At 71.5% G+C, this 19,921-nt stretch carries 22 protein-coding genes; 10 read left to right on the forward strand and 12 right to left on the reverse strand.

Annotated features, from left to right (window positions below; translation table 11 throughout):
- Positions 1-3 precede the first annotated feature (3 nt).
- Complete coding sequence (gene modB, locus AC3IF3_RS21045) at positions 4-696, forward strand: molybdate ABC transporter permease subunit (RefSeq protein ID WP_243967585.1); 693 nt, start codon at positions 4-6, stop codon at positions 694-696.
- Positions 697-759: 63 nt separating this feature from the next.
- Here the strand turns inward: modB and AC3IF3_RS21050 are convergent, their stop codons facing one another.
- The gene (locus AC3IF3_RS21050) at positions 760-1,440 is read right to left on the reverse strand and encodes a glutathione S-transferase (protein ID WP_489230202.1); all 681 of its coding nucleotides are present in this window, start codon (positions 1,438-1,440) and stop codon (positions 760-762) included.
- 62 nt (positions 1,441-1,502) lie between these two features.
- Between AC3IF3_RS21050 and modC the strand changes: the two genes are divergently transcribed.
- From modC to AC3IF3_RS21070, 4 genes are all read left to right on the forward strand, one after another.
- Entirely contained in the window at positions 1,503-2,606 is a 1,104-nt protein-coding gene (gene modC, locus AC3IF3_RS21055; protein ID WP_489230203.1) for a molybdenum ABC transporter ATP-binding protein, read from the forward strand.
- 62 nt (positions 2,607-2,668) lie between these two features.
- Positions 2,669-2,980 carry a hypothetical protein gene (locus AC3IF3_RS21060; protein ID WP_489230204.1) on the forward strand — a complete coding sequence of 104 codons (312 nt, stop codon included), beginning with the start codon at positions 2,669-2,671 and terminating at the stop codon, positions 2,978-2,980.
- A gap of 79 nt (positions 2,981-3,059) precedes the next feature.
- Positions 3,060-3,527 carry a nuclear transport factor 2 family protein gene (locus AC3IF3_RS21065; protein WP_489230205.1) on the forward strand — a complete coding sequence of 156 codons (468 nt, stop codon included), beginning with the start codon at positions 3,060-3,062 and terminating at the stop codon, positions 3,525-3,527.
- Positions 3,528-3,532: 5 nt separating this feature from the next.
- On the forward strand, positions 3,533-4,075 hold the full coding sequence (locus tag AC3IF3_RS21070) for a TetR/AcrR family transcriptional regulator (RefSeq protein WP_489230206.1): 543 nt from the start codon (positions 3,533-3,535) through the stop codon (positions 4,073-4,075).
- 9 nt (positions 4,076-4,084) lie between these two features.
- Here AC3IF3_RS21070 and AC3IF3_RS21075 read toward each other — a convergent pair whose 3' ends face one another.
- From AC3IF3_RS21075 to AC3IF3_RS21090, 4 genes are all read right to left on the reverse strand, one after another.
- Positions 4,085-5,245, reverse strand: coding sequence for a M20 aminoacylase family protein (locus AC3IF3_RS21075; RefSeq protein ID WP_243967579.1), 1,161 nt, complete (start codon positions 5,243-5,245; stop codon positions 4,085-4,087).
- Positions 5,242-6,522 carry a GNAT family N-acetyltransferase gene (locus AC3IF3_RS21080; protein ID WP_489230207.1) on the reverse strand — a complete coding sequence of 427 codons (1,281 nt, stop codon included), beginning with the start codon at positions 6,520-6,522 and terminating at the stop codon, positions 5,242-5,244. The genes AC3IF3_RS21075 and AC3IF3_RS21080 overlap by 4 nt, the downstream gene beginning before the upstream one ends.
- A gap of 170 nt (positions 6,523-6,692) precedes the next feature.
- Positions 6,693-7,442: a glycerophosphodiester phosphodiesterase family protein gene (locus AC3IF3_RS21085; protein WP_489230208.1), complete on the reverse strand. Its 750-nt coding sequence runs from the start codon at positions 7,440-7,442 to the stop codon at positions 6,693-6,695.
- A gap of 1 nt (position 7,443) precedes the next feature.
- Entirely contained in the window at positions 7,444-7,917 is a 474-nt protein-coding gene (locus AC3IF3_RS21090; protein ID WP_489218077.1) for a RidA family protein, read from the reverse strand.
- 306 nt (positions 7,918-8,223) lie between these two features.
- On the opposite strand from AC3IF3_RS21090, the gene AC3IF3_RS21095 reads away from it, so the two are divergent.
- The 3 genes from AC3IF3_RS21095 (at position 8,224) to AC3IF3_RS21105 (ending at position 11,846) form a co-directional block, all read left to right on the forward strand.
- Entirely contained in the window at positions 8,224-9,414 is a 1,191-nt protein-coding gene (locus tag AC3IF3_RS21095; protein WP_489230210.1) for an aspartate aminotransferase family protein, read from the forward strand.
- Positions 9,415-9,582: 168 nt separating this feature from the next.
- Positions 9,583-10,563, forward strand: a complete 981-nt coding sequence (argF, locus tag AC3IF3_RS21100) for an ornithine carbamoyltransferase (protein WP_489230211.1) — start codon at positions 9,583-9,585, stop codon at positions 10,561-10,563.
- A gap of 251 nt (positions 10,564-10,814) precedes the next feature.
- Positions 10,815-11,846, forward strand: a complete 1,032-nt coding sequence (locus AC3IF3_RS21105; protein ID WP_243967573.1) for an Hsp33 family molecular chaperone — start codon at positions 10,815-10,817, stop codon at positions 11,844-11,846.
- Between the two features lie 316 nt (positions 11,847-12,162).
- Here AC3IF3_RS21105 and speG read toward each other — a convergent pair whose 3' ends face one another.
- The 3 genes from speG to apaG are packed head-to-tail and all read right to left on the reverse strand — an operon-like array spanning position 12,163 to position 14,322.
- Positions 12,163-12,729, reverse strand: a complete 567-nt coding sequence (gene speG, locus AC3IF3_RS21110; protein ID WP_489230212.1) for a spermidine N1-acetyltransferase — start codon at positions 12,727-12,729, stop codon at positions 12,163-12,165.
- Entirely contained in the window at positions 12,729-13,895 is a 1,167-nt protein-coding gene (gene argE, locus AC3IF3_RS21115; RefSeq protein ID WP_489230213.1) for an acetylornithine deacetylase, read from the reverse strand. Before argE ends, speG begins: the two co-directional genes overlap by 1 nt.
- Positions 13,896-13,929: 34 nt before the next feature.
- Complete coding sequence (gene apaG / locus AC3IF3_RS21120) at positions 13,930-14,322, reverse strand: Co2+/Mg2+ efflux protein ApaG (RefSeq protein ID WP_043355208.1); 393 nt, start codon at positions 14,320-14,322, stop codon at positions 13,930-13,932.
- 275 nt (positions 14,323-14,597) lie between these two features.
- On the opposite strand from apaG, the gene AC3IF3_RS21125 reads away from it, so the two are divergent.
- Together AC3IF3_RS21125 and AC3IF3_RS21130 are read left to right on the forward strand one after the other, a co-directional pair.
- The gene (locus AC3IF3_RS21125) at positions 14,598-15,722 is read left to right on the forward strand and encodes a 2'-deoxycytidine 5'-triphosphate deaminase (protein ID WP_243967569.1); all 1,125 of its coding nucleotides are present in this window, start codon (positions 14,598-14,600) and stop codon (positions 15,720-15,722) included.
- Positions 15,723-15,745: 23 nt separating this feature from the next.
- Positions 15,746-16,207 carry an Lrp/AsnC family transcriptional regulator gene (locus AC3IF3_RS21130; protein WP_243967568.1) on the forward strand — a complete coding sequence of 154 codons (462 nt, stop codon included), beginning with the start codon at positions 15,746-15,748 and terminating at the stop codon, positions 16,205-16,207.
- Between the two features lie 18 nt (positions 16,208-16,225).
- Here the strand turns inward: AC3IF3_RS21130 and AC3IF3_RS21135 are convergent, their stop codons facing one another.
- The 4 genes from AC3IF3_RS21135 to gnd all read right to left on the reverse strand — a co-directional run bounded on the left by AC3IF3_RS21135 (position 16,226) and on the right by gnd (position 19,830).
- The gene (locus AC3IF3_RS21135; protein WP_489230214.1) at positions 16,226-16,747 is read right to left on the reverse strand and encodes a cysteine dioxygenase; all 522 of its coding nucleotides are present in this window, start codon (positions 16,745-16,747) and stop codon (positions 16,226-16,228) included.
- A gap of 185 nt (positions 16,748-16,932) precedes the next feature.
- Complete coding sequence (locus tag AC3IF3_RS21140) at positions 16,933-18,003, reverse strand: HD-GYP domain-containing protein (protein ID WP_489230216.1); 1,071 nt, start codon at positions 18,001-18,003, stop codon at positions 16,933-16,935.
- A gap of 114 nt (positions 18,004-18,117) precedes the next feature.
- Positions 18,118-18,843 carry a 6-phosphogluconolactonase gene (gene pgl, locus AC3IF3_RS21145; RefSeq protein ID WP_489230217.1) on the reverse strand — a complete coding sequence of 242 codons (726 nt, stop codon included), beginning with the start codon at positions 18,841-18,843 and terminating at the stop codon, positions 18,118-18,120.
- A gap of 9 nt (positions 18,844-18,852) precedes the next feature.
- Complete coding sequence (gene gnd, locus AC3IF3_RS21150) at positions 18,853-19,830, reverse strand: phosphogluconate dehydrogenase (NAD(+)-dependent, decarboxylating) (protein WP_489230218.1); 978 nt, start codon at positions 19,828-19,830, stop codon at positions 18,853-18,855.
- Between the last annotated feature and the right edge of the window lie 91 nt (positions 19,831-19,921).

Raw genomic sequence — 19,921 nt, forward strand, 5'->3', positions numbered from 1 at the left:
GCCGTGCTGGGTCTCACCCCGGAGGAATGGACCGCCGTCGCCCTGAGCCTGCGGGTCGCCACGGTGGCGACGCTGGCGAGCCTCGTCCCCGGCCTCGCGATCGCGTGGCTCCTGGCGCGGCGCCGGTTCCCCGGGCGGGCACTCCTCGATGGTCTGGTCCACCTGCCGCTGATCCTGCCCCCGGTGGTGACCGGCTACCTTCTGCTGCTCGCCTTCGGCCGGCGGGGCCCGCTCGGCGGCGCGCTGGCGGAGATCGGGATCGTCCTCGCCTTCCGCTGGACGGGGGCGGCGCTGGCCTGCGCGGTGATGGGCTTCCCCCTGATGGTGCGGGCGATGCGGCTGTCGATCGAGGCTGTGGATCGCCGGTTGGAGCAGGCGGCCGGGACGCTGGGCGCCAGCCCGTTCACGGTGTTCCTCACGGTGACGCTGCCGCTGAGCCTGCCGGGCTGCATCGCGGGCGCCGTGCTGGCCTTCGCCAAGGCGATGGGCGAGTTCGGCGCCACCATCACCTTCGTGTCGAACATCCCGGGCGAGACCCAGACGCTGCCCTCGGCGATCTACACGCTGACCCAGGTTCCCGGCGGCGAGGGCCCGGCCCTGCGCCTCACCCTGGTGTCGATCGCCATATCGGTGACGGCCCTGCTGGTCTCCGAGTTCCTGGCGAACCGTGCCGGGCGGCGGCTGGGCGCGGGCTGACGCATGGCCGCCCCGGTCGCACCCCTCATCCCGGCGACGGCCGCTGGCCCGGTGACCCGGACCTTAGCCGGTATGGGCCGCGCCCGCCCCGGCGTAGGCGTAGGGGCCGCCCGCATCCAGCGCCCGCCGATAAGCCGGGCGGGCCTGGACGCGCCCGAGCCATGCCCGGACCTGCGGGCCGAGCCCGGTGCCCCGCGCCGCGAACGCCTCCAGCGGGAAGCTCATCATGATGTCGGCGGCGGTGAAATCCGCACCGCAGAGATACGGTCGGTCGGCGAGCTCCGCCTCCCAGAACGCCGCGTGCCGGCGCAGATCGGGGTCGACGAAGCTCCGCAGCACGGTGTCGGCGATCCGGCGGACCAGGGGACGCAGGAGCCACGGGCTGCCGGGTGCCAGGCGGGAGAAGATCAGCTTGAGGAGGAGCGGCGGCATCGCCGAGCCCTCCGCGTAGTGCAGCCAGTAGACGTAGCGGGCGTGCGCGTCCGTCCCCGGGGCCGGCACCAGCCCGCCCCCGGCCTTGGCGGTAAGATAGCTGACGATCGCACCCGTCTCCGCGACCACGATCCGGTCGTCGGTGATCACCGGCGACTTGCCCAGGGGATGGACGGCGACCAGTTCCGGAGGCGCCCGCAGGGTCTGCGGATCGCGCGCGTAGCGCTTCACCGTGTAGGCCAGGCCGAGTTCCTCCAGGAGCCAGAGGACGCGCTGCGAGCGGCTGTTCTCGAGATGGTGGACGGTGATCATCGGGGCTGTGTCCCGGCCGGCGCAGGCCCGCGCCGCGCTCGCTCTTACCCGAGTCGCACGCCGTGAGCATTCAGGTCGATGTCACCCTCCGCCGGGGAGCCTTCGCCCTCGACGCGGCCTTCGAGGCCGGGCCGGGGCTCACCGCCCTGTTCGGCCGCTCGGGCTCGGGGAAGACGACGCTGATCGACCTGATCGCCGGCCTCGCCCGGCCGGACCGGGGCCGGATCGTCGCCGACGGCGCGACCCTGGTCGATACGGCCGCCGAGCTGTTCCTCCCGCCCCACCGGCGGCGGATCGGCGTGGTGTTCCAGGATGCGCGGCTGTTCCCCCATCTCAGCGTGCGGACTAACCTCGAGTACGGCCGCCTCGTCGCCCGGCACCGGGCCGACCCGGCGACCTTCGCGGCGGTGACCGGCATGCTCGGCATCGGCCCTCTGCTCGACCGCCGGCCCGCCGGTCTCTCCGGGGGCGAGCGCCAGCGGATCGCCATCGGCCGGGCGCTCCTCGCGCGGCCGCGCCTCCTGCTGATGGACGAGCCCCTGGCGGCGCTGGACGAGGCCCGCAAGGCCGAGATCCTCCCCTATGTCGAGCGCCTGCGCGACGAGGCCGGGGTGCCGATCGTCTATGTCAGCCACGCGGTCTCGGAGGTGGCGCGGCTCGCCAACACGGTGGTGGTGCTCGAGGCGGGGCGCGTGGCCGCCGCCGGCCCGGCGGAGGCGATCCTGCGCCGGGCCGATCTCGTGCCGGTCCATGATGCCGAGGCCGGCGCCCTCCTCGACATGGTCGTGGCGGCGACCGATCCGGCAACCGGCCTCACCTGCCTGACCGGCGCGGCCGGGCGCCTGCTGGTGCCGGGGCTGATGCGCCCGGCCGGGACGCGCCTGCGGGTGCGGATCCCCGCCCGCGACGTGCTGGTCGCCACCATCCGTCCCCAGGGCCTCAGCGCCCGCAACGTCCTGGCCGGACGGATCTCCGGGATGGTCCCGTCGGGCGCGGAGATGTCCGTGGAGATCGATTGCAACGGCGCGCATCTGGTGGCGCGCCTGACCGTGGCCGCGGTCCGGGACCTCGGGCTCGCGGTCGGGCAACCGGTCCACGCGATCGTCAAGAGCGCCGCCTTCGACCCGGCGGGCATCGGCCTGCTGCGTCCCGCGGTGGCGATCTGACGCCGCAGCCGGCCGGTCTCCGTGGGCAGCTGGGACGGCGCTACCCGATCTGGGTCAGCAGCGTGAACGCGCCGAAGACCAGCACGGCGCCGACCGACGCGGCCAGGAGGATGAGGGCGGCGCGCGATTCCCGTATTTCCGGCGACATGGGCCTCCCCGTCTCGATGCTGGCTGTGCGCGATACCGCGAGCCGGAGATTCGCACCGATGTCGCCCCCTGTCGACATCGATCAGGGCGCGTCCGCACATGGCTTGGCCGATCCGGCGCCGGTTTTGACCGGCTCGGGCGTACGTGCCGAACGGATCACCGGCCTGTTCCGCCGGCGGGTCGGAACGCCCCCGGCCGCCTTCCGTGACCGTCGCCGCCCGTCCTGATCCCGGACAGAGATCGCTTGACGCGCGACACCCGATAGGCGCCTCTGTACCGATCGGTACAGATTCGAGAGCCCGCGCCATGTCGGACCGCCCGCCCGTCCCGCCCTTCACCGCCGAGACCGCCGCCCAGAAAGCCCGCATGGCCGAGGAAGCCTGGAACGGGCGCGATCCGGAGCGCGTCTCGCTGGCCTACACGCCGGACAGCGTGTGGCGGAACCGCAGCGAATTCCTGACGGGGCGCCCGGCGATCGTCGCCTTCCTCCAGCGCAAATGGGCGCGGGAGCTCGAGTACCGGCTGATCAAGGAAGTCTGGACCTTCGGCGGCGACCGGATCGCGGTGCGCTTCGCCTACGAGTGGCACGATGCGGCCGGGCAATGGTTCCGCTCCTACGGCAACGAGAACTGGCAGTTCGATGCGCAGGGGCTGATGCGCCGCCGGATCGCCAGCATCAACGATCTGGCGATCCCCGAGGCCGACCGGAAATTCCACTGGCCCCTGGGCCGGCGGCCCGACGATCATCCCGGCCTGAGCGATCTCGACCTCTGACAGCCATGCGGGCCGAGATCCTTCCGGCCCTCGCCGAGGCGTTCCGCCAGCACGGCTACGAGGGGGCGAGCCTGTCGCGGATCACGCAGGCGACCGGCCTGGGCAAGGGCAGCCTCTACCGCCTCTTCCCGGGGGGGAAGGACGAGATGGCCGCCTGCGTGCTCGACGCGATCGATGGCTGGTTCGAGTCCGAGATCTTCGCACCCCTGCGGCAGGGGGAGCCCCCCGGGGAGGCCGTGTCGGCGATGTTCGAGGCGGTGGAGCGCTACTTCCGGTCCGGACAGCGCGTCTGCCTGGTCGGCGTCCTGGCGCTGGGCACCGGCCGGGATCGGTTCGGCGCGGCGGTGCGGAGCTACTTCGCCCGGTGGATCGAGGCCCTGGCCGCGTCCCTGCGCCGCGCCGGGCATGGCGAATCCGCCAGCACGGCGCTGGCGGAGGAGGTCGTGGCGCAGATCCAGGGGGCGATCGTCCTGGCGCGGGCTCTGGACGATCCGGCGCTCTTCACCCGCAGGCTCGCCACGCTGCGGTCACGGATCGCGACCGCTTGAGGCGCGGGCTCAGGCGGCGGTGCGGCGCTCGACCATCCGGGCCAGGAAGGCGCTGCCGGTCGGGATGATCGAATCGTCGAAATTGTAGCCCGCATTGTGCAGGCCCGGACCGGGGCCGGCGCCGAGCCAGACATAGGCGCCGGGCACCACCCGGGTCATGTCGGCGAAATCCTCGCTGCCCATCTTCGGGACGACGTTCGCCTCGACCTTGTCGGCGCCGAGCAGTTCGGTCGCGACCTCGGCGGCGGCGGCGGCCTGCTCGGGGGCGTTCTCCAGGACCGAGAACACGTCCTGCAGATCGACCGTCACCTCGGCGCCGTAGGCCGCGGCGAAGCCCGCCGCGAGTTCCCGCATCCGCGTCCCGGCGAGCGCGCGGATCTCCGGGTCGAAGGTCCGGATCGTCCCGGCGAGGTGGGCCGTTTCCGGGATGACGTTGTAGGCGGAGCCCGCCTCGATCCGGGTGATCGACAGCACGATCGACTTCAGCGGGTCGGCGTTGCGCGAGACGATCGATTGCAGCGCCTGGGCGAGGCCTGTGGCGACCACGATCGGGTCAACGCCGCGATGGGGCTGGGCGGCGTGGGCGCCGGTGCCGCGGATATGGATGTCGAAGAAATCGGCCGCCGCCATGATCGGTCCGGGACGCAGCTTGATCGTGCCCGCACCGCCGCCGGGCTGGTTGTGCAGCCCGTAGATCTCGTCGCAGGGGAACCGCTCGAACAGCCCGTCCTTCAGCATGGCCCGGGCGCCGCCCCGCCCTTCCTCCGCGGGCTGGAACACGAAGACCGCGGTGCCGTCGAAGTCGCGGGTCTCGGCGAGGTAGCGCGCGGCGCCGAGCAGCATCGTGGTGTGGCCGTCATGGCCGCAGGCGTGCATCTTGCCGGCATAGGTGGAGCGATAGGGGAGGTTGGTCTCCTCCTCGATCGGCAGGGCGTCCATGTCCGCGCGCAGGCCGATCCGCCGGCCGTTATCGGTGCGGCCCTTGAGCAGGCCGACCACCCCGGTGCCGCCGACGCCGCGATGCACCTCGCAGCCGAATGTCTCCAGCATGTCGGCGACGATGCCGGCGGTGCGCACCTCCTCGAAGCCGAGTTCGGGATGGGCGTGCAGGTCGCGGCGGAGCGCCGTCAGCGCGTCGGCATAGGTGTTGATGCGGTCGATCGGGCTCATGTGTCGGAACTCTCGGGGGACCTGTCGGAAGCGGACGTCTCGGGCGCCGCCGCGCCGCCGCAGGCACCGTCCCCGTCGGTGCGCCGGAACGGCGTCAGCGTGTCGAGGACGTCCACCGCCTCGGCGACGTGGGCGCGCTCTCGCTGCAAGTAATCGGCCACCGCGCGGCGGAGCGCCGGGTCGGCGATGTCGTGGGCCGAGTGCATCAGCACCGGGCGATAGCCCCGGGCGAGCTTGTGCTCCCCCTGCGCCCCGGCCTCGACCCGCTTCAAGCCCCGGGCGATCGCGAAGTCGATCGCCTGATAGTAGCAGACCTCGAAATGCAGGAACGGATGGTCCTCGACGCAGCCCCAGTTGCGCCCGTAGAGCGCCGTGTCGCCGATCAGATTGATGGCGCCGGCGATGTAGGCGCCGGACCGCTTGGCCATCACCAGCAGCACCCGGTCGGCCATGCGCTCCGAGAGCAGCGAGAAGAACCGGCGGTTCAGGTAGGGCCGCCCCCATTTCCGGGAGCCGGTATCCGTATAGAAGGCGTAGAACGCGTCCCAATGCGCCTCGGTGATGGCGGCGCCGGTGAGGTGCTCGACGGTGATGCCGGGGGCCAGCGCGTCGCGGCGTTCCTTGCGGATGTTCTTCCGTTTCCGCGAGGCGAGGGCGGCGAGGAAGTCCTCGAAGCCCGCGTAGCCGTCGTTCTCCCAGTGGAACTGCTGGTCGGTGCGTTGCAGGAAGCCCGCCTCGCCGGCCCGGTCCCACTCGGCTTCCCGCATGAAGGTCACGTGGACCGAGGAGGCCTTGGTCTCGCCCCGCAGCGCCCGCAGGCCGGCGATCAGGCCGGCGGTGGCCTCGTCCGGATCGGCACCCGGGGCAATCAGGAAGCGCGGGCCGGTCACCGGCGTGAACGGCACGCTGACCTGGAGCTTCGGGTAGTACGACCCGCCGGCGCGCTCATAGGCGTCGGCCCAGCCGTGGTCGAACACGTATTCGCCCTGGCTGTGCGATTTCAGGTAGCAGGGCGCGACGCCGAGCCGCCGGCCGTCGCGCTCGACGGAGACGTGGAGCGGCAGCCAGCCGGTCCGGCGCGAGACGCAGCCCGAATCCTCCAGCGCCGAGAGGAAGGCGTGCGAGACGAACGGGTTGTGGGTCTCGTCGCCGGCCGCCAGGGTCTCGGGGGAGAAGGCGCAGGCATCCCAATCCGCCGCGCCGATCTCCTTCAATCCGGGAAGCGCGCGCACGGTGAGCGCGGCGGTCTCCGGCATCGGCCCGGGTGCTTGCTTCATGGCACCTAGTCTAGTCCGACCCGGAGGAGGGGCAAGCGGGCGGATGCGCGCGGCAGCGCGGGAAGCCTTTCAGCGGGGCCCTGTCCGAAACTGCGGCGTCAGCCGCAGGTCCATCCGGAGCGCGCCAACACGGACGCGATCGGGGACCCGACGGGGCAGGGCCGGTCGGCTCACGGCACGAACCCCTCGAACACCATCTGGTCCGCGTGCGCGCCCGCGCGGGCGCGCTGCTCCTCGGTCCTCACGGTCCAGGCCATAACGGGGATCCGCCCGAGCAGCCGGCAGAGATAGGTCGGCGCACAGGGCAGGTCGTCCACCCGCCAGGACAGGAAGTCGGGCCGGGTCTCGGCGAAGTGCAGCAGGTTGGACAGGGCCAGGCGGGCGCTCGGCGGCAGCGCCGCGTAGACCGGATCGTCCTGGGTGGTCTCCGCCACGATGCCCCGGGGGATCGTGGCCGGACACAGGGGGCGTAGGCCTGCCACCACCTGCGGGTCGAAGGATTTCAGCGCCACCGGGCCCTCATAGGCGGCAGCGACCTGTGCGGCGCGGGTCGCGAGCCGCAGGTCGCCGTCGTAGCGCGACTTCACCTCGATCACCACCGGCACCGCCCCGGCCGCCGCCGCCAGGAAGGCCGGCAGGGTCGGGATCGTCTCCGCGGTCCCGGCGACGGCGAGCGTCCCGAGTTCGGCCGCCGAGCGCTCCGCCACCGCCTCGCGCGCCTCCGTGAGCCGGCCCAGGGCGGCGTCGTGGAACACCATTGCCTCGCCGTCGGCGCTCAGCTGCACGTCGCACTCGATCGCGAACCCGCCGGCGACCGCGGCGCGGGCGGCCGCCAGGGTGTTCTCCGGCCGGCCCGCCCCCCGGTCGTGCAACCCGCGATGGGCGATCGGCCGCGCGGTCAGCCAGTCGGGGGCGGCCACGCTAGCGGACCTCGAACATCGCCTCGACCTCGACGGCGGCGTCGAGGGGGAGTTCCGCCACGCCGACGGTGGAGCGGGCATGGCGCCCGCGGTCGCCGAGCAGCGCGACCATCAAGTCGGAGGCACCGTTCATCACGCCCGCGACCGCCGAGAAGCCCGGGGCCGCGTTGATGAAGCCGCCGAGCCGCACGCATTGGACCAGGGCGCGGTCGAGGTCGCCCACCGCCGCCTCGAGCTGGGCGAGGACGTTCAGGGCGCAGAGCCGGGCGGCGGCCTTGCCGGCCTCCGGGGAGACGCCGCCGCCGACCTTGCCCGTGTGCTCGGCCGCGATGGCGCCGTCCGCGCCGAAACAGACCTGGCCGGAGATCACCACGAGGTTGCCGGTGCGCACGAACGGCACGTAGTTGGCCACCGGCGCCGCCGCCTTCGGCAGGGCGAGGCCCAGCGTTTCCAGGCGTTCCTTGACCGTGCTCATCGGACCTTCCCTCGGTTCCCGCGAATCCGTGCCCGTCAGGAGCACGGCCGTCCCCCGCGGCGCAAGGGGGCGCACGGCAGATCCCGGATGGCCGCCGCGCCCCGCTGCCACCCCATGGGCAGGCTAGAACCGCGCCGTCCCGGGCTTCGCGCAGACCTGCCGCGCGGGGCGGAAGACCATTGAAACGTTGACAGCGCCGCGCACTTTCATAGTAATCGCGCGCGTGCCGCCCATGACTGAGGCGGCACTTTCATTTGGAGCCGGCTACGCTTGCTCCAGCCATTACGAGAGACGGAGACGGGACCCGTGACGTCAGCCCTTCTGCCGACCTACGTCCGCGCGCCGCTCGCCTTCGCGCGCGGCGCGGGCGCCTGGCTCGAGACCGAGGGCGGCGAGCGATATCTCGACTTCGGCGCGGGCATCGCGGTGAACGGCCTGGGCCACGCCCATCCGCACCTCGTCGGCGCGCTCACCGAGCAGGCGAATCGGATCTGGCACACCTCGAACCTGTTCGAGATCCCCGGCGGCGAGCACCTCGGGCAGCGCTTGGCGGACGCGACCTTCGCGGACGTGGTCTTCTTCTGCAACTCGGGCGCGGAGGCCAACGAGGCGGCGATCAAGATCGCCCGCAAGTACCACGCGGCCGGGGGCAATCCGGAACGCTACCGGATCGTCACCTTCGCGGGCGCCTTCCACGGGCGGACGCTGGCGACCCTCGCGGCCGGCGGCCAGCAGAAATACCTGGAGGGCTTCGGGCCCCGGGTCGAGGGATTCGACCAGGTTCCGACCGGTGATCTCGCCGCCCTGGAGGCCGTCATCGGGCCCGAGACGGCGGCGCTGATGATCGAGCCGATCCAAGGGGAGGGCGGCGTGCGGGTGATTCCCCACGCGGAGCTCCGTCGCCTGCGGGAGATCTGCGACGCGCACGGCCTGCTCCTGATCATGGACGAGGTCCAGACCGGCGTCGGCCGGACCGGCCGCCTGTTCGCCCATGAATGGTCCGGCATCACCCCGGACATCATGAGCGTGGCCAAGGGCATCGGCGGCGGCTTCCCGATGGGCGCCTGCCTGGCGACCCGCGAGGCCGCACGCGGCATGACCGCGGGCACGCACGGCACCACCTTCGGGGGCAATCCGCTGGCGATGGCGGTGGGCAACGCGGTGCTGGACGTCGTCCTGGCGGACGGCTTCCTCGACCGCGTCGCCCACTCCGGCCTGCTGCTCAAGCAGAAGCTCGCGGCCCTGCGCGACCGCCACCCCCACGTGTTCCAGGAAATCCGCGGCGAGGGGCTGATGCTCGGCCTCAAGCTCGGCGTGCCCAACACCGATTTCGCCGCCGCGGCCCGGGACGCGCATCTGCTGGTGATCCCGGCGGGCGACAACATCGTCCGCCTGCTGCCGCCGCTCACCATCGGCGATGCCGAGATCGACGAGGCGGTCCGCCGCCTCGACGCGGCCGCCTCTGGTTTCGAGGCCGTGCGCGGCGCGGCCGAATAGGTCCGATTCCCGGACCGTCGAACACCGTCCGCCGCCCCGCGGCGGGCGGCCTGAAGCGTTTCCGGATACGGTCGATCCCGCCGTGTCTGACGGGAATGCCCCTGCAAGGAGATAGAGTGCCGTTCATGATCAGGTGATCGTTGAGCTGACTCTAGTTATTGTGACGCGATGAAAGCCCAGATGAATGGCCGGGCCGAGGCCCCGGCCCCGCACCTGAACGGTGCCGGCCCTCGCCACTTCCTCGATCTCACGGATTTGTCCGGGGCGGAGCTGCGCCGGGTCCTCGACGCCAGCGCCGCCATCAAGGCGCGCCGCCGCAAGGGCGAGCGAGCGGCCGAGCGCCCGCTCACCGGCAAGACCCTCGCGATGGTGTTCGACCGGCCCTCGACCCGCACCCGCGTCTCCTTCGACGTGGCCATGCGCGAGCTCGGCGGCGAGACCCTGATGCTCACCGGCTCAGAGATGCAGCTCGGCCGCGGCGAGACCATCGGCGACACCGCGCAGGTGCTGTCCCGCTTCGTCGACGCGATCATGATCCGCATCCTCGACCACGGGCAGATGCTGGAACTGGCCGAGCACGCCACGGTGCCGGTGATCAACGCCCTGACCAAGGTCTCGCATCCCTGCCAGATCATGGCCGACGTGCTGACCTTCGAGGAGCATCGCGGGCCGATCAAGGGCCGCACCGTGGCGTGGTCGGGCGATGCCAACAACGTGCTGGCGAGCTGGGTCCACGCGGCCGCGCGGTTCGACTTCACCCTGAACGTCGCCAGCCCCCCAGAACTCGCGCCGCCGCCGGGGCTCCTCGCCTGGGCGAAGCAGGAAGGCGCCGCCGTCCACGTGACGACCGACGCGTTCGCGGCCGTGGCCGGCGCCGATGCCGTGGTGACGGATTGCTGGGTCTCGATGGGCGACGACGACGAGGCCCACCGCCACAACCTGCTGAGCCCCTATCAGGTCAATGCCAAATTGATGGCCGCGGCGAACCCGGACGCGATCTTCATGCATTGCCTGCCGGCCCATCGCGGCGAAGAGGTGACCGCCGAGGTGATGGACGGCCCGCGCTCCGTGGTGTTCGATGAGGCCGAGAACCGCCTGCACGCGCAGAAGGGGATCCTGGCTTGGTGCCTGCGGGCCAGCGGGCTCTGATCCCGGGCTCGCGCTCGCGGGACCGGCGCACCATATAGGCTGAGCGGGCCGCGCAGGCGGCCCGCATCCCCATCACGGCTGCCGGCAGGCGGCATCCCGGCAACGGATCTGGCGCATCGCGCCCGTTCTCCCGCGGGGGCGCAGGCGGGGCTGAGGGATCCGATCGCACCGCCAAGGTCATTTCCTCACGCCGCCCCGCCCCTCGGGACGAGGAACCCACGCCTCGCCGGGACGGATCGATCGGAGAGGGCATGACGTCAGGACATCAATCGCAATCCCAGCCGCAGCACGCAGCGACCGGGAACGGCCACGCGGGTGAAGACGACGCGGTGCTGCCCTTCGCGGTGGAGGCGCTCGACGTGCGCGGGCGCATCGTCCGGCTCGGCCCCGCCGTGGACACGATCCTGCGCCGCCACGGCTATCCGGACCCGGTCGCGCGGCTGCTCGGCGAGGCCGCCGCGCTCACGGTGCTGCTGGGCTCCTCGCTGAAGTTCGACGGCCGGTTCCAGTTGCAGACCAAGACCGACGGGCCGGTGGCGATGATCGTGGTGGATTTCGAGGCGCCGGACCGCCTGCGCGCCACCGCGCGCTTCGCGCCGGAGCGGGTCGCAGCCCTCGGTGCGGGTCCGCTGAAGGATCGCGACCTGATCGGGGCGGGCCATCTCGCCATGACCATCGACCAGGGCACCGCCTCCAGCCGCTACCAGGGCGTCGTCGCCCTGGATGGCCAGAGCCTGGAGGAAGCGGCGCATCAGTATTTCCGCCAGTCCGAGCAGATCCCGACGCAGGTGCGCCTCGCGGTCGCCGAGTCGCTTGAGGAGAGCACCGGGCGCTGGCGGGCCGGGGGGCTGATCGTGCAGTTCCTGCCCCAGTCGGTGGACCGGGCCCGCCTCGCCGACCTGCCGCCGGGGGACATCCCGGAGGGCCACGTGCACCTCTCGGGGGGGGCGCCGGAGGACGATGCCTGGGTCGAGGCACGCTCCCTGGTGGCGACGGTCGAGGATCACGAGCTGGTCGACCCCAACGTGTCGAGCGAGCGCCTGCTCTACCGGCTGTTCCACGAGCGCGGCGTGCGGGTGTTCGACCGCCAGACCGTGCAGGAGACCTGCCGCTGCTCGCAGGCGCGGGTGATGGGCATGATCCGCTCCTTCTCCCCGCAGGAGCGGCATGACATGGTGGCGGATGACGGGCGCATCGTGATCACCTGCGAATTCTGCTCGCGGCGCTATGAACTCGACCCGCAGGCGGTCGAGGCCGAGATCGCGGAGCAGCCTCGTCAGTAGACACTGCCTTCACGATGGAGATGGCAGCGTTTCTTTACGATATTAGGGTCGGGATTACCGTGCGGAACGGATGAATTCCGGTATGCATTGGGCTGCCTGACGCGCGCGCGACTGTGAAGGAGGGCGCGTATGGGCTCGACCGCTGCCCTCATTCGGAAGCGACGTTTGAATCTCGTCGCTGCGGGGGAGAGCAGGCGCTTGGCAGTTCCGGGCGGCCAGACGCATCGACCGCGCGAGAATCCCGAACACGACGTATAAACCGTCCCCGGGAGAAGCGGCCGATCACCCCGCCATCCGCGGCACGCCCCGGATCCGCTCACACCTTGAGCACGGGCTCGGCGATGTCGCCGCTGCCGCGGGCCTTGAGATAATCCGGCTGGAACAGGCACATCCGCACGGCGTCGCGGTAGCGCCCGTTCACGAAGAACTCGTCCTTGAGCACGCCCTCGGGACGGAAGCCGCAGCGCTCGTAGATGCGCACGGCCCGGGCATTGTCCCGGTCCACGTGCAGGTAGAGCTTGTGAATGTTGAGCACGCTGAACGCGTAATCCATGGCGATCCGCGTGGCCTGCCAGGCATAGCCGCGGCCCTGGAAGTTGGGATGGATCGCGATCTGGAACTCGCAGCGCCGGTGCAGGTGGTTGATCTCCACCAGCTCGATCAGCCCGGCCGGCTCGCCGGTCGGATCGGCCACGATGAAGCGCCGCTCGGTCTGGTTGTGGATGTTGCGCTCGTAGAGCTGCTGCAGTTCGGCGAAGGACTCGTAGGCCTCCTCGAACCAGTAGCGCATGATGCTGTCGTTGTTGTTGAGCTGGTGGACGAAGCGCAGGTCCTCCCGCTCCAGCGGCCGCAGCTTGATAGTGACTCCGATGAGCGCGTTCATCACGCACAGGCCTCGATCAGGTTACGCAGGAACCGCTCACCCTGGCCGAGGGCCTCGAGGGTGATGAACTCGTCGGGCTGATGGGCCTGGGCGATGTCGCCGGGCCCGCAGACGACGGTCGGGATGCCCGCCGCCTGGAACCGCCCGGCCTCGGTGGCGTAGGGCACCGCGACGGTATGGTTGCGCCCGGCGAGCCGCAGGCACAGCCGCTCGGCCTCCGAGCCGGGCTCGGGGGCCAGCCCCGGGATATCGACCTCCTGCAGCGTCTCGATCCGCCCGAAATCGCCGTAGCGGTTGAGGCGCTCCCGGGTCACCCGCGCGGTCTCCTCGGCGAAGAGCCGCGGGATCTCGGCCGGGTCGAGATCCGGAAGGCCGCGATACTCCCAGTGGAAGCGGCACTCCTTGGCGATGATGTTCCGGGCGGTGCCGCCCTGGATCGTCCCGACATGGACCGTGGTGGCGGCCGGATCGAACCGGCCGGAGGCGTCGCCGCGCTCGATCATGGCGTCGGCGATCCGGTTGAGGCCGGCGACGAGGTCGCAGGCGGCCGCCACCGCATTGGCCCCGAGGGCCGGCCGGGCCGAGTGGGCCTCACGGCCGTGGACGGTGGTGAGGCAGGTGACGATGCTCTTGTGCGCGTCCGCCACCTCCATGCCGGTGGGCTCGCCCACGATCACCGCGCCGGGCCTCGGCAGGTCGGCGCCGAACCGCGCGATCCCGTCCATCGAGCCGAGGCAGGTGGTCTCCTCGTCGTAGGACAGCAGGATGTGGATCGGCCGCTTCAGGTCGGCCGCCAGCATGTCGGGCACCAGCGCCAGGACCAGGGCATCGAAGCCCTTCATGTCGACCGCGCCGCGGCCGTAGGCCCGCCCGTCGGCAACGCGCAGCGTGAACGGGTCGCTGCTCCAGGCCTGGCCCAATGTCGGGACCACGTCGGTATGGCCGGACAGCACGACGCCGCCATCGACCATCGGGCCGATCGTTGCGAGGACGGCGGCCTTGTCGAAGCCCGCATTCGGCAGGTGCAGGTACGGGACGCCCCAGCCGTCGAGGTAGTCGCAGACGGCCTCGATCAGCGGGAGGTTGGACGAGTCGCTCTCGGTGTCGAAGGACACGAGGCGGGCCAGCATGTCGAGCGGGCTCAGCCGCTCGCCGGTCGCGGGCATGGGTTCCTCCGGGGCGAGGCCCCGGCCCGGGACCTCAGTGAAGGCTTCGGCGGACGTGCGGGCTGTCGAGGGAGAAGGCGGGGATCTCGGCCTCGAAGCTCTCACCGGCCACCGTCGCCATGGTGTAGCTGCCGGCCATCAGCCCGTCGGGCGTGTTCAGCGGGCAGCCGCTGGTGTAGCAGAAGGACTCGCCGGGCTCCAGCACCGGCTGCTTGCCGACCACGCCGGTCCCCCGCACTTCCTGGCAGGCGCCGTGCCCGTCGATGATGCGCCAATGCCGCGAGCGGAGCTGGACCTGCTCGCTGCCGTTATTCACGATCTCCACCGTGTAGGCGAAGAAATAACGGCTCTCGTTCGGCGAAGATTCCTCCTCGACGAAACGGGACTGAACGGTCACACTAATTCCCCGCGTCTCGGCCTTGTACATCGCCCTATTTGGCCCTTCTTTCGGACAATGCGATTCGCTGAAGCAGAATGAAACGCGCTTCCTGCGCGGTGGTAGTTGGCGGCGGAATCGCCGTCAATTGCGGCGGACTACCTCGCGCGGTCCCGGTCCGGACGCCGGACGGGTGCCGCCGCGGGTTCGACTCGGGACGCGCTGTGCCGGGTGGGAGACCAGATTAAGGCCGCGTTAGCCAGTCCCGGCAGAAATAGGCGGTCGCCGCGGACCGGCCGGCGGCACGCGAGGGAGAGACGGGCGCGATGACAGCGGGCGCAGGCACGGGGGCTGCCGATTCGGGCCCGGAGAGCCGCGGCGGCATCCTGCCGGCCCAGGCCATCGCGGCCCTGGCACAGGCGGGCGGGATCCGCACCGCGCACCCGTTCGCGGCCGATCAGATCCAGCCCGCCAGTATCGATCTGCGCCTCGGCGACACGGCCTATCGGGTGCGCACGAGTTTCCTGCCGGGTGCGGGACGCACGGTCCAGGCCTGCGTCGAGCACCTGTCGCTGCACCGGATCGACCTGCGCCCCGGGGCGGTCCTCGAGACCGGATGCGTCTACATCGCGGAGTTGCAGGAGCGCCTGTCGCTGCCCGGCGATCTCGCGGCGGCGGCGAATCCGAAGAGTTCCACCGGGCGCATCGACGTGTTCACCCGGGTGATCACCGACCGGGGCGAGGCGTTCGATCAGGTCGAGCCCGGCTACGACGGCCCGCTCTACGCCGAGATCTCCCCGCGCACCTTCCCGGTCCTGGTCCGCACCGGCTCGCGCCTGTCCCAGATCCGCTTCCGCCGCGGAGCGCCGCGGCTGAGCGAGGCCGAACTCGGCCGGCTCCACGCCCGCTCGGCCCTGGTCGACGTGGGCAGCCCGTCCTTCCAGGGCGGCGTCGCGGTCTCGGTGGACCTGTCCGGATTCGACGGGCTGATCGGCTACCGGGCCAAGCGACACACCGGCCTCGTCGACGTCGACGCCCCCGGGCGCCACCGCGCCGCCGATTTCTGGGAGCCGCTCGCCGCCGACGGATCGGGTAGCCTGATCCTCGATCCCGGCCAGTTCTACATCCTGGCCTCGAAGGAATCGGTCCAGGTCCCCCCGGACCACGCCGCCGAGATGGTGCCGTTCGATCCCCTGGTCGGGGAGTTCCGGGTCCATTACGCGGGCTTCTTCGATCCGGGCTTCGGCTATGCCGGGGCGGGGGGCGCGGGCAGCCGCGCCGTGCTGGAGGTCCGCTCCCGCGACGTGCCGTTCCTGCTGGAGGACGGCCAGATCGTCGGCCGCCTCGTCTACGAGCGCATGCTGGCCGAGCCGGAGACGCTCTACGGGGCGGGCGCGGGCTCGAACTACCAGGCCCAGGGCCTGAAGCTCTCGAAGCACTTCTTCCTCTAGCGCCAGCCGGACGCATCGATCGCATGGACGCGGTGGACCGGAAGATCCTGGACATCCTCCAGCAGGATGCCACGCTCCCCGTGGCCGAACTCGCCGAGCGGGTCGGCATCAGCGCGGCGCCGTGCTGGCGGCGGGTGAAGAAGCTCGAAGCGACGGGCGTGATCCGGCGCCGGGTCGCGCTGGTCGACCGCCGCAAGGTCAATGTCCCGACGACGGTGTTCGTGGCCGTCAAGGCGCCGCGCCACGCCGCCGACTGGTCCGAGGCGTTCCGGCGGATCGTCGCCGATTTCCCCGAGATCGTCGAGGCGTGGCGCCTCACCGGCGAGATCGACTACCTGCTGCGCATCGTGGTGCCCGATATCGAGGCCTACGATGCCGTCTACCAGCGGCTCATCGCCAAGCTCGACTTCTCGAACCTGTCCTCCTCCATCGCCATGGAGGAGATGAAGTACACGACCGCCGTCCCGACGCTCTACATGGCCTGAGCGGGCCGGCCCCGCCCGTCAGCCCTCGGCGATCTCGTAGGTCCGGTGGATCGAGGAGGCCTGCACCCGGTGATCGTAGCCGTAGACGTGGATCGACACGGCCGCCTCCGGTCCGTCATTGGCGATCCGGTGCAGGTTCGGCCCGGACGGCATCATGCAGGCGACGAAGCCGGGCTGGCGGACGGCGTCCAGGGTCGCCACAGCGTGGGTGTCGCTGATCGGCCGGTACCAGGTCTCGCGCAGGGCACCGCGCAGCAGGCCGAAGCAGCATGAGCAATGGTGATCGTGGACCGGCGTCGCGACGCCGGGTGGCCAGACCATCGCCCAGACGCTGATCGCCTCCGTGCCGAACAGCAGATTGCGGCTCAGGCCCTCGCCCCGGCCGACCAGCCGCGATGGGTCGAGCAGCTCAGGCCGGGACAGGATGCGCAGCAGCGTCGACCGGGCGGCGGCGAGATAGGCCTCGGGCGCGCGGCGGGCCGATCCAGCGAGATCCGACAACATCGCCTCGACCGCGGCGGACGTGATCGACGGCACCATCGGGGATCTCCTGCGCCCCGCTCGTTGGGGCTGGAAAGATCTTATCGCGTGCCGCCCGTCAGATGTTTGCGTTCTTCACGCCGAGACCGCCGTTCCCGGCGCCGCCATTGCGTGATCCGGCCTCTGCGAGAAACGTGATTGCGCGGGCCCGGCAGGGTGTGGATCGCCGTCGCCACGCCGAAGGATCAGGACCCGGCGACAGACCGCTCGAAGGCGTCGACCAGGATCCGGTCGAGCTTGCCGTCCATGCCGCGGAGGATCCCCATGGCCTCGGCGGCCGACATCGGCGGTCGGTACGGGCGGCGTTCCACCAGGGCCGCGTAGACGTCGCACACGGTGATGAGCCGGACGATGTCGGGGATGGCATCGGCCCGCAGCCCGTCCGGATAGCCCGAACCGTCGAGCATCTCGTGGTGGTTGCGGACCACGGTGAGCACGGCCTCGTCGAACCCGCCCGCCTGGACGAGGATCGCGTGGCCCAGGGCCGGGTGCGCGCGCATCACGGCGCGCTCGTCCGCATCGAGGGGGCCCGGTTTGTTCAGGATCGCCAGGGGGATCTTGGCCTTACCGACATCGTGGACGAGGGCGGCGCGCACGAGTTGCTGGCGGTCCGCCTCCGAGAAGCCGAGGTCGATGGCGAAGGCCGCGGCGAGGCCCGCCACCAGCAGGCAATGCTGGTAGGTGGCGTCGTCGTAGGCGCGCACGGTCTCGAGCCAGGATGCGAGGCCGCCCGCGCGGATCGCCCCGAGGATCGGGTCCAGTCCCGCGTCGAGGCGTGCGGCATCGACGGTTCCGGACCTGCGCGCGGCGTCGAGCAGGTCGGCGATGACCGCGCCCGCCGCGTCGGCGGCCTGGACGACCAGCGGCTCCCCGGCCTTCGACCGGACCGACCTGCGCGTGGCGTCCCCGGGCTGGAGCTGCGCCCGGAGTGCTTCCATCACGGTCTCGACCGGCGTGTCCATGGGCAGGCAGAGCCGCCCGCCCAGACCGCGCGCCGCCGACAGGCTCCGTTCGCCCATGCTGCGCATCAGGAAGACGCGGGGCAGGGCGGGGGTGGCCGCGATCAGGGCCCGCAGGCCGATGAGCGGCGAGGGCTGCAACAGGTCGAGGTCGGCGATGAGGGCGAGGCAGGGGCCGGGGGGCGGCCCCTCGGCGGCGCGCAGGACCGCACAGGGGGCGATCTGCTCGAGGGCGCGGATCAGGTCGGCGCGGCCCTGCGGCTGGTCGGTGTAGAGGACGAGGGTGCCCGCGTGCATCTCACCCGACGTGACCGTGTGCGAAGTCGGCGCCGCACTCGGACGGTGCGGCGCTTCGGTTCAGTGTAGGATAATGCGGCGAACTTGCCAGAGCGTATCGGCGGCGGCCGGAGGTCAGCCCGCGGCCGCGGCGTCGAGCAGCCAGGCCACCGCGCCCGCGCCGGTCACGCGGCCCGCCGGAAGGTCCTCCCCGGCGGCGAGGCGGGCGAGGGGCGCCCGCTTGCCCGCGCCGGTGACCAGGAACAGCACGTGCCGGGCGGAGGCGAGCGCCGGGACAGTCAGGGTGATGCGCGGCACGAAGGGGGCGAGGCCGGCCTCCGGCACGGGGGCGACCAGTCGCCGCGCCTCGTCCACCGCTGGCTTGCCGGGGAACAGCGAGGCGGTGTGCCCGTCCTCGCCGAGGCCCAGCAGGACGAGGTCGAACAGCGGCCGGTCCGGCGCGAGGCCGTCGGCGCCATAGAAGTCCAGCAGCGTGCGCTCGTAGGCGCGGGCACCGATCTCCGCCCCCGCGTCGGAGGGGATGAAATGCAGGTGGGTCGGCGCGATCCGGGAGCCGTGGCCGAACGCCTCGCGGACCATCCGGACGTTGCTGCGCGGGTCGTCCCAGGGGACGACGCGGTCATCCCCGAAGAACCAGTGGATCCGCTCCCAGGGCACGTGCCCGGCCCAGTCGGGTCCGGCGAGCAGACCGTAGAGCACCTTCGGGGTCGATCCACCGGACAGGCAGATCGCGATCCGCTCGGAGTGGTTCTCGCCGCAGGCCGCGATCAGCCGCTCGGCCGCCGCCTGGGCGACCGCCTGCGGGTCGGGCAGGATATGGGTGCCGGCGGGAAGGCTCATGGGGTGCCCCTACGTCTTCGGCTCCTGATGGCCGCCGAAGCCCTTGCGCATCGCCGAGAGCAGCTTGTCGGCGTAGCTCTCGTGCTCCCGGGAGCGGAACCGGCGGTAGAGCGCGGCGGAGAGGACCGTGGCCGGCACGCCCTCCTCGATGGCAGCGTTGATCGTCCACCGGCCCTCGCCGGAATCGTCGACGTGGCCGGAGAACTCGGTGAGCTGCGCGTCGCCGGCCAGGGCCTGGGCGGTCAGGTCGAGGAGCCAGGAGGAGACGACGCTGCCGCGCCGCCAGACTTCGGCGACATCGCCCAGGTCGAGGTCGAACCGCCGCTCGGCCGGCAGGGCCTCGGTATTGGCGTGGCGGAGGATGTCGAAGCCCTCGGCGTAGGCCTGCATGAGGCCGTACTCGATGCCGTTGTGGACCATCTTCACGAAATGGCCCGCCCCGGTCGGACCGGCATGAATATAGCCCTGCTCGGCGCGGGGATCACGGCCCTCGCGGCCCGGCGTCCGCGGGATGTCGCCGATGCCGGGCGCCAGGGTCTTGAAGATCGGGTCGAGGCGGTCGACGGTCTCGGCGTCGCCGCCGATCATCATGCAATAGCCGCGCTCCAGCCCCCAGACGCCACCCGAGGTGCCGACATCCACGTAGTGCAGGCCCTTCTCCTTGAAGGCGATCCCCCGGCGGACATCGTCGCCGTAGAAGGAATTGCCGCCGTCGATGATGCAGTCGCCGGATTGCATCAGGCCCGCGAGGGTCTGGACGGCCGCCTCGGTGATCGCGCCCGCCGGGAGCATCACCCAGGCCGCGCGCGGCAGTTCCAGCTTGGAAACCAGATCCTCGAGGCTCGATGCGCCGACCGCGCCAGCCTCCACCAGCGCCGCGACCGCCGCGGGGTTCTGGTCGAACACCACCGCCGTGTGCCCGTCCCGCAGGAGGCGCCGGACGATGTTGCCGCCCATCCGGCCGAGGCCGATCATGCCGAGTTGCATTGCCGTGGTCTCCTCGGGGTTTCCCCTCCCCGTTGCGGGGAGCGGACTAGGATGTTGGTGCGGCTGGCGGCACCGTCCTGTTCAGTTCGGA

It is taken from the genome of Methylobacterium sp. J-118 (genome assembly GCF_057836565.1).